The sequence below is a fragment of the Nocardia sp. bgisy118 genome (genome assembly GCF_057708605.1).
On the sequence record NZ_JBYISM010000051.1, the window covers coordinates 20,059 to 29,371 of the forward strand.

The following is a 9,313-nucleotide window of genomic DNA, read 5'->3' on the forward strand; positions in this document are numbered from 1 at the left end:
GCGGCAACAGGCTTCGCGGCTACAAGCCACCAGCCGCCAGGAGAAGCGACTGTCGAGCGTTGGCTTGACATCGCCCCGTGCACGCCGAACAATCTCGACCGCCTGGTCAGTGCCGTCACTGAACTCGGTAGCATGGACCAAATCAATCTCGGAATGCTCTGGGTGGAGCGGCTTCTCGATCGCTGTGAACGAATCCGTGCCAGCAGTCACGAACTACCGAGCTGGCTTAGGCAATGCCGCGACCACCTGTCGACCGACGACCAGACCAGTCGATGGCAACGGATCATCGACATGCTGGTCGTGGCGGGTGACGGACGAGTAGCCGACCTCTCCGACTAGCGGCCGAACCCCTCCAGCCCGAGTTGTAGACTGCCGACTTGGTCGAACTGTGACGGTCACTCGACCTGCGGCAATCTCCGGCGATCTCACCTGGTCAGGTCGACCACGACAGAGCGCTCGTTCTACCGCCAGGCTAAGGTTTGCGCCTACCAGTCAGTGGCAGAACAGGATTCGAATAGTGAGGAGTGTCAAAACCAAGTATGGCGGACACGTCTGTGGCGTCGAGGATTGAGGCGGCGCGATGAGCGCCCTTCGAGGGGGAGCGGCCGATAAGGAGGGTAACGAGTACGAAGACCTCTGGACGGCGCTTCGCATTGCGGACCTTCTCCATGACCAGGCGCATCGGATCAGACTGGAGCCGCCAGGTAATGCCGGTGTCGGGATCGAGTTCGAAATCGACGTCGACGGCAGGACCTGGGGTGAGCAAGCGAAAAACTACGCGAAGACTTGGACGATCGCACGACTCAAGACAGGCGACACCAGCGGAAAGATTTCGGTCCTCAAGGGTGCGAAACACCAAATCGAACTCGGCCGCGGATACCGGCTCATCTCATCCAGCACTGCCAAACCTCTCGTCGACCTCAGCGAACGGGCCCGAGCGACTACAACGATCACTGATTTCAAAGAAGCACTCACCCAGGACCTCACCTCCGACTTCGCTGCCGTTGTCCAGTATTGGGAAGTCAGCGAAGCGATAGCGTGGCGATATCTGAAGGATATCGTGGTGGAACATTGGCCGGTACAGCTCCTGCACCGAACCGCATGGCTGGCATACAAAACGCTCTACGCGGGCGACCCGGATACGGTCATAGATACGGTGGGACGCTTCTGTCGGAACCACCGACATCAGGATATATCGACACCTCAGGTCGCCACATTCCTGAAAAGCAAATTCGCAGAGCGTCTCTTGGCCGGAAATGATTCCACGCGCCAGATGTTGCATCGGACCCTCGAACGCCACACTCGGCGCGTAGCGCGGTTCGAGCCAGAGTTCGGGCTCGTTCCGCGCTCGGAAGCGCAGTCCATCATCGCCGCCCTGGAAGACCCAGACAGCCCGCAGATCCTTATCGTCGATGGACCTGCTGGATATGGGAAGTCGGCGGTTGTTGCGGAAGTAGCGGCCGCCCTGGATGAGCGCGGGTGGTTCGTCGCTATAGCGCGAATGGAAGCGACCATTGCATCGCCGACATCCGACCATCTCGGACAACAGATGGGGTTGGCCGAATCCCCGTCAGTGTTGTTGGCAGGCGTCGCAGACGGCCTTCCAGGTTTGCTCGTCATCGACCAACTCGACGCCGTCAGCCAGTTCAGCGGACGTATGCCCGACAGCTTCGAAGCCGTCGATGAGGTGCGCGACGAACTACAGCGAGTGCCAAACCTGAAGCTCATGCTCGTCGTGCGAACAGTAGACCTGGACAACGATCCGCGCGTACGGTCGCTGCTTCGCACCGAAAAGCCAGCCGTGCGCCATACCGTAGGCAAACTAGGTACTGACCAGGTTCGTGAGCATCTTCGCCGACACGACGCTTTCGTCCCATCCGAGTCGACCATCGAGCTACTGCGCACTCCACTGCACTTCGCTGTATACGCTCGACTGCCGGAACAAGCTCGTCGAAGCGCATATCAGACCCTGCAAGATCTCTACGACCGATTCACCACCGAAGCCCGTCAACGCGCGACAACCCGCGCAGGCCACATCGACTGGGGCGGGATCACGTCCACCCTTGTGACCTACATGAGCGAAAAGCAAACGTTGACAGCCCCTCGAGCTGTTCTCGACGAATTCCCGGGCGAAGAGATCGCAGCCCTCGAGTCCGAGGCGGTCCTGGTCGCCGACGAATCCGGGATCTCTTTCCTGCACGAGACATATTTCGACTACCTCTTCGCCCGCGCGTTCGTGACGAAGGGAGGCGACCTCCACGACTTCCTCGTCACGAACGGCCAGTTCCTCTTCCGTCGGGCCCAGACCCGCCAAATACTCGAATATCTCGCCGCAAAGGATCCCCAGCAGCTCCGCGCCACCGTGGTACGCACACTTAGGTCATCGAGCATCCGGTCCCACATCAAACAGGTTGTCGTCGGTGTACTGCGCCAGCTGACCCCTTCCACTGCCGACTGGGAAGCATTGGAACATCTCGCCTGGGAACCGGGTCCAAGCGGTGATCGCCTGCTGAGACTGCTGTCATCGCCGCAGTGGTTCGATACCGCCGACTATCTCGGTCGTTGGGAGGTATGGCTCGCCGACCCTGGTCGGGCAGATGTGGCAGCACAGCAGTTGATCTCGGTCGCGCGAGACCGAGGTGAGCGTGTCGCCGAACTCTTTCACCCCTACGTAGGTGTTGGCGAGGAGTGGCGCCTACGTATTCGAGCCCTTATCGCATGGTCGACATGCCCAGCGCTGGTGCCGTTCGCAGTGGATGTGATCCGAGGCGGCCACATCGATGACGTGCGCGGGCCCATCGCGGTCAACAGCGACTTCTGGTCGATCGTCGCGGATCTGGAAGGCGACGACCCGATCGGCGCGGCGCGGCTCATCGGCGCTTACCTGGACCGAGCGATGACTCGAGCGAATGCGGAGGGTGCCGCCGATCCCTTCGAGACTGGACATCTCGCCAGAAACTCACAGGGCGCCAATGTTATTCAGCACGTCGCGGACGAGGTCCCCGAGGCGTTCGTCCGCGAGGTTCTCCCGTTCCTGGTCCGACTGTCCAACTCCCGCAACAACACCGATACGCCGTCCCTGAACAGATGGGGACGCCTTATCACTAACTCCCATGCTGTAGACGACTCGATTCTGGCAGCTATGGAGTGCGCCCTTCAGAAGTTGATGCGAAACAATCCCCAGGCTGCTTTCGAAGCGATCGAGCCGTTTCGGGAAGTTGCCAGCAACGCGCTGCGGTTCCTGGTGTGCAGAACCTTGACCGCATCGAATGACTCCGATGATGCCATCGATTGGCTCAACGGTGAGCAACAAAATCTGAACCTCGGCTGGTACGACAGTCCGCGGTACGCGTCCTACAAACTCATTGCTGCGCACTCGTCGCGGTGCTCGGAACACCTTCTTCGCCAGCTCGAAGCAGAGATACTGCGCGGAGACAAGGGACGTTTGCCGCATTACGGGCAGGTCGGCCTACTGTTCGGTGTAGATCCTCTGCGAATGGGCGTCGTCGTGCAGCGTCGGGTTGCCGAGTTGAAACGGCTGTCGGTTGAGCCGCCGCCGGAGCCCAGAGGGATAGTGGCTTCATTCGTCGGCCCACCGATCGCCCATGACGCCTCCAAGCGGATGAGCGACGAGAACTGGCTGTCGGCCCTGCGGAAACATGCCTCCGAACGCACCATCCACCGCACTAGTGGCCCTGTGGGTGGTGCGTCACAGCTTGCGGGAGTACTGGAAGCCAGAGCCAAGGAGCACCCGGAGCGATTCGCACGATTGGCATTGTGCTTCGACGACACGATTCCGATGACCGCGATCACACATGTGATTCAGGCGGTCGCCCCCGATCTCGACCGCGCTCTTTTCGCCGACCTCTGCGAGCATGCGCTGGCCACCTACGGTGACGCGATCTCGCATCCTATCTGCACAGCCTTGTCGGATTCGGGAGGCATCGATGAACGCCTGACCTCCCTCATCGAAGACTTCTCGACCTCAGCGGATCCAGAATCCGACTACACCTCGAGAGGTGCCGAAGATCTCTACGTCGTTGGCATGCGCTCGGTGCGTGGCGCTGCCGCTCTCGCGGCGGCAACCGTATTATTCGAAGGCGCGCAGCACCTGAACCGACTCGTGCCAGTGGTCAGACGGCTCGCGGTCGACACATCCACAGCAGTTCGAACATGCGCCGCGCGCGCCGTGGCAGCACTTCTCAACCACGACCAGCAGGCTGCTCTAGACATCGCTGAAAGACTGTTCGATGCGCCACTGGCGGTGTTCGACACCGCAGCAACCGAGCACCTCTTGACCCATGGACTCCTGCGTTCCTCACCCCAGTTCCTCCGACATCTACAGCAGGCCCTCGAAGGACCACCCGGTATTGCCACTCGTGCAGGCCGTATTTGGGCGGTCGCGCAGCACTACGGTGCGATCGCCCCTCCGGTCAGCGACGACGTGCGAACACTGAGTAACACTGCTCGGCGTGGGGCCGCGGAAGTGATGGCCGATAACGCCGCCGACAGCAGCGAAACATTGGCATTTCTGTTCTCGGATCCCGACTCTGAGGTCCGAGAAACCGCATCAGCAGGATTGCGTGGACTCGCCGATATGCGACCGTCCCCGCAGGACGTATTTATCAATGCCTTCCTCGACAGCCCGGCATTCGCCGAGAACTTCGAAACACTAGCGGAGAGTATGGAAGACCTCGGTACACGGTTGCCCTCATCGGCGCTGCGTGCCTGCGAAATGATGATGGATGCGGTGGGTGCCGATGCGAACAGGCTGCAGGGCCGCAGCGCCTACGTCGGGCGCACAGTGACAACCGTTGTGCTTCGCTCCTATCGTCAAGGTGACGAATCCGTGCGAGAACAGTGCCTCGACATCATTGACCGGCTGGTTGATCTCCACGCATTCGGCCTTGATGCCGCCCTGGCCGAGGAAAGATAGTGCCCGCCTCAATGGGAGGCCAAATCAGAGGGCGACTCTTCGCAACTCGGTTGGGTCAGGTCACCAGGTCATTGCGATGGAACACGGCGACCTCGGCGACGAGCCCTTCCGAAGGTCCCGTCGAGGCACGCTGGCGGCAGCTGTCAAGCTCTCATACCTCAGAACTGGAACAACCAAGACGTCAACAACGACTAATGATTTCTGAGAACGCTGGGATGTCGTGATACGGAAAAGATGGCTTCGTCGAGGCGCCGCGCAGGGAGCTCCTCCTACGTAGACGAATCCACAAGCCCGGCCAGGAACCCGGTTGCGCTGCTCTTGCCCGCTGCCGGGGAGCCGACGGCGGCAAGAAATTACAGAACATCCGGTAATCGGCATTTCAGGATGCTTGCCGACTTGGTGGTAGCGATGTGGTCGAAGACCGATTTGGGGATATCCGTCCGTGCCTTTCCCGGTCCGCGGACCGGCGGCAGCGGTTCCACCACTGCCTAACCCGCTCCATCAGGGGATTCGTGCTCTCGCCGCGCCGAATCACGGGGCTGCTATAGGGAGAGGTGACATCGTCGTCTCCCTCCCGCAAGCGGGCATTTGAGGAGTGTGTAACCAACATGTCACCCCGGCCAGCAACGCCACCTCGTCGCGGCGCAGCCCGGGAGTGCGACGGCGCACGCCGGGTGGCAGGCCGACCTCCGCGGGCGTGAGCTGCTCGCGGCGGCGGCGCAGGAAGTCGGCCAGTTCGGAACGGTCCATCACTCCACTGTCGCGGATTTCGGCCGGACGGGCCAGGGATCGCCGATCCCCCGATAAGCGATCTCTGCCGGATACCGGACGCGCAGGTCAGAGTGGATACATGACGAAATCCACGATCGAGAAGACCACGCTCGGCGCCACCGGACCCACGGTCGGCCGCCTCGGGCTCGGCGCCATGGGTATGTCGGGCATGTACGGCGCGGCCGACGACGCCGAGTCCATCGCCACCATCCACGCCGCCCTCGATTCGGGCGCCGACCTCATCGATACCGGCGACTTCTACGGCGCGGGCCACAACGAGATGCTGGTCGGCAAAGCCATCGCGGACCGCCGCCGCGAGGACATTCGGCTCAGTGTGAAGTTCGGCGTGCTGCGCGGGCCGGGTGGAACTTGGGGCGGCCTCGACAACCGTCCGGTCGCGCTCCGCAACTACCTCACCTACACGTTGCAGCGCCTCGGGGTCGACTACGTCGACATCTATCGGCCCGCGCGGCTCGATCCCGCCGTCCCGATCGAGGACACGGTCGGCGCTCTCGCCGAGCTGGTAGAGGCGGGCTACGTCCGGCACATCGGCCTGTCCGAGGTCGGCGCGGAGACGCTGCGCCGCGCCGCCGCCGTGCATCCGATCGCCGACCTACAGATCGAGTACTCGCTCGTCTCGCGCGGCATCGAAGCCGAGACCCTGCCCGTCGCACGGGAACTCGGCATCGGCATCACCGCCTACGGTGTGCTGTCGCGCGGCCTGCTCAGCGATACCGTGCGCACGCGCGAGAGCTTCGGCGCGGACGACTTCCGCGCACACAGCCCGCGCTTCCAGGGCGAGAACCTCACGCGCAACCTGCGATTGGTCGACGCGTTGGCGAAGATCGCCGCCGCCAAGGAGGTCGCGGTCGCGCAGCTGGCGATCGCCTGGGTCCTCGCCAGGGGCTCGGACATCGTGCCGATCATCGGCGCGCGGCGCAGGCAGCGCTGGGCGGAAGCGCTCGGTGCGCTCGACATCCGGCTCGACGCCGACGAATCGGCGAGCATCGAGGCAGCCGTGCCCCAGGACCAGGTCGCCGGGGAGAGGTACGCGGCCGCGCAAATGGAGATGCTGGACAGCGAACGGTGAAGACCGGTGTGGGCCAAGAGGGTAGCCCGCCGCCCTAAGTCCTTCTCGGGCGGATGACGGCGGTGAACGTCGCCGCCGCAACGGGTTTTCCCGAGTCGTCCGCGATCTGGACGGGCACCTCCAGCTCCACCGCGACACGTCCCGCGATATCCGCGCGCAGGCGCTCGATGGTGCCCGCAGTGAATTCCGATGTCGCGCGGAAGGGTCCCGCCACGCCCTTGGCCCGCGCCAGGTATTCGATGCGTCCGTCGCGGGCGACGATGAACGTCTCGCCCATCAGATCGACGATGCCCGAGACGGCGGCGCCCATCGCGGCGGTCTCGGCCAGGCCGAAGAGCACGGCCGCGTGCAGATCGCCGTTGTGGTTGAGGTGTTCCGGGCGCGGATCGATGGACACGACATTGCGTCCGGCATCGAACTCCACGCCTTCGATTCCGGCGTACTGAATGAACCCCAGCTTCTGGAATCCGGCCATCACCAGATCCCCCATGGTCGCGCTGTCCATCCGAACTCCCGCCGAGACGCCGTCACTGAAACGCGTTCTATTTTTATCGCCTCGAACCCGGCTTGTCCACAATTTCCACGCGGGTCTTGACTCGGGCGGCGCGCGCTCGCAATACTGAACCTGATGGTTCAGTATGACTTCCTGGACGCCTCGTTCGGGGCGCTGGCGGACCCCACCCGGCGTGGGATTCTCGAGCGCCTCGGCAGCGGGCCCGCGACCGTCAGCGAACTGGCCGAGCGTTTCGAGATGACCCTCACCGGCATCAAGAAGCACATCCGGCTGCTGGAGGACGCGGGCATGGTCGTCACGGAGAAGCAGGGCCGGGTCAGGTATTGCCGACTCGGCGACAACGTCTTCGACCGCGAAGTGGCGTGGCTGCAGGGTTATCGGCGGATGGTGGAAGCCCGGATGGACCGTCTCGGTGAATTCCTCGAACGAACGGAGCCAGACACATGAGCACGACAACCCGCGATGCCGACATCACCACCCCCGTCGACCGGGAGATCCACATCGAGCGGATCTTCGACGCCCCGCTGGACCGGGTGTGGGACGCCTACAGCCGGATCGAGCAGCTGGTCCAGTGGTGGGCGCAGGGCAAGCGATTCGACGTGGAGCGCTGGGAGTTCCGCAAGGGCGGCCACTACCGCTTCGTCGACCACTCCGAGGGCGGCCCGCACGGCTTCGAGGGGCGCTTCCGTGAGATCACCCCGAAGGAGCGGATCGTGCAGTCCTTCGAATGGGACGGCATGCCCGCCCACGTCGCCATCGATGCCACCACCTTCGTCGACCTCGGCGACGGCCGCACCAAGGTCGTCACCGTGAGCCAGTTCCACACGCCGCAGGAGCGCGACGGCATGCTGCAGTCCGGGATGTCCGAAGGGCTCAATGCCAGCTACCGGGCGCTGGACGAACTGCTCGCCAAGTCTGCCTGAGCCGAGGCGTCTGCGGCCCCCGCGATCGGGCGGGGGCCGGGCGGCCGGAGAACGAAATCCCCGGCGCGGTGCGCATTTCGAGAGCCCTCAGGCGCGCTCCGCGCCGATGCGCCGCTTGCGCGGCTTCAGGTGCAGAGCCGGCATCGGCGGGGCCGGAATGCGTTGGTCGGGCGGATGTCCCGCGATCGGGGCGAAGCGCTCGACCCGGCGGTTCTCCCAATCCTCCCGGGCCGCGACGATCTCTTCGTGGCTGCGCCCCACGAAGTTCCACCACATCACGAGTTCCTCGCCGAACGGCTCGCCGCCGATCAGCGCGAGATGCGCCCCGGTGCCGCTCGCCAGCCGCAGCTCGGCCCGATCGGAACCGAGGTAGAGCAGCGGGCCCGGCTTCACCTCGGTATCGGCGGCGGTCACCTCGCCCTCGATCACCAGCAGCGCGTGCTCGAAGGCCGGGTCGAGCGGAATGGTGATCTCGGCGCCGGCATCGACCCGCACATCGGCGCCCACGATCGGGGTGTAGGCCATGGCGGGCGAGGTCAGCCCGGCGAAGGAGCCGATCAGCACGATGGCGCGCACGCCGTCGGCCTCGTAGACCGGCAGGTCGCGATGCTGCTCGAAATGCGGATCGACCGCGGCGCGGTGGCCGGGCAGTGCGATCCACAGTTGCAGGCCGTGGCCCGCGGGCGCGTCGGGATCGCCGTACTCGGAATGCGCGATGCCGCGACCGGAGGTCATCAGGTTCAGCTGGCCGGGGTTGATCTCCACATCGGAACCCACCGAGTCCCGATGCCGGATGCGACCCTCGAACGGCCAGGTCACCGTCTGCAAACCGATGTGCGGGTGCGGATCGATATCCGGCGGCGCGCCGGTCTTGGTGACCGTGGGGGAGCCGAAATGATCGAGGAAGCACCACGCTCCGACGGTCGGCAGATCCCGTTGCGGCAGCACCCGTTCCACGAACACCCCGCGCACGCCGCCCAGCGGCACCTCGCGCGCCGGGTAGAGCTCGGCGACCGGGCCGGGACCCGGCGTCGGCTGGCACACCGATTCCGCGGGATGCGGATCGAGATCGCTCATGC

General features: G+C 64.1%; 6 protein-coding genes and 1 pseudogene. 4 read left to right on the forward strand and 3 right to left on the reverse strand.

The window, feature by feature from the left end; translation table 11 throughout:
• Positions 1-580 precede the first annotated feature (580 nt).
• Entirely contained in the window at positions 581-4,936 is a 4,356-nt protein-coding gene (locus AC3EO7_RS37025; protein WP_435593769.1) for an NACHT domain-containing protein, read from the forward strand.
• A gap of 594 nt (positions 4,937-5,530) precedes the next feature.
• Here the strand turns inward: AC3EO7_RS37025 and AC3EO7_RS37030 are convergent.
• Positions 5,531-5,686: pseudogene (locus tag AC3EO7_RS37030) on the reverse strand (transcriptional regulator); the annotation flags it as partial.
• A gap of 100 nt (positions 5,687-5,786) precedes the next feature.
• On the opposite strand from AC3EO7_RS37030, the gene AC3EO7_RS37035 reads away from it, so the two are divergent.
• Positions 5,787-6,797, forward strand: a complete 1,011-nt coding sequence (locus AC3EO7_RS37035) for an aldo/keto reductase (RefSeq protein ID WP_435593770.1) — start codon at positions 5,787-5,789, stop codon at positions 6,795-6,797.
• A gap of 34 nt (positions 6,798-6,831) precedes the next feature.
• On the opposite strand, the gene AC3EO7_RS37040 is transcribed toward AC3EO7_RS37035, so the two are convergent.
• On the reverse strand, positions 6,832-7,302 hold the full coding sequence (locus AC3EO7_RS37040) for a PaaI family thioesterase (RefSeq protein ID WP_435593771.1): 471 nt from the start codon (positions 7,300-7,302) through the stop codon (positions 6,832-6,834).
• A 123-nt stretch (positions 7,303-7,425) separates the two neighbouring features.
• Here AC3EO7_RS37040 and AC3EO7_RS37045 point away from each other — a divergent pair, with 123 nt between their 5' ends.
• Both AC3EO7_RS37045 and AC3EO7_RS37050 read left to right on the forward strand, forming a co-directional pair.
• Entirely contained in the window at positions 7,426-7,758 is a 333-nt protein-coding gene (locus tag AC3EO7_RS37045) for an ArsR/SmtB family transcription factor (protein ID WP_435593772.1), read from the forward strand.
• Positions 7,755-8,234, forward strand: coding sequence for an SRPBCC family protein (locus AC3EO7_RS37050; protein ID WP_435593773.1), 480 nt, complete (start codon positions 7,755-7,757; stop codon positions 8,232-8,234). Before AC3EO7_RS37045 ends, AC3EO7_RS37050 begins: the two co-directional genes overlap by 4 nt.
• Before the next feature lie 87 nt (positions 8,235-8,321).
• Here the strand turns inward: AC3EO7_RS37050 and AC3EO7_RS37055 are convergent.
• A partial coding sequence (locus AC3EO7_RS37055) for a pirin family protein (RefSeq protein WP_435593774.1) occupies positions 8,322-9,313 on the reverse strand: 992 nt, incomplete at its 5' end.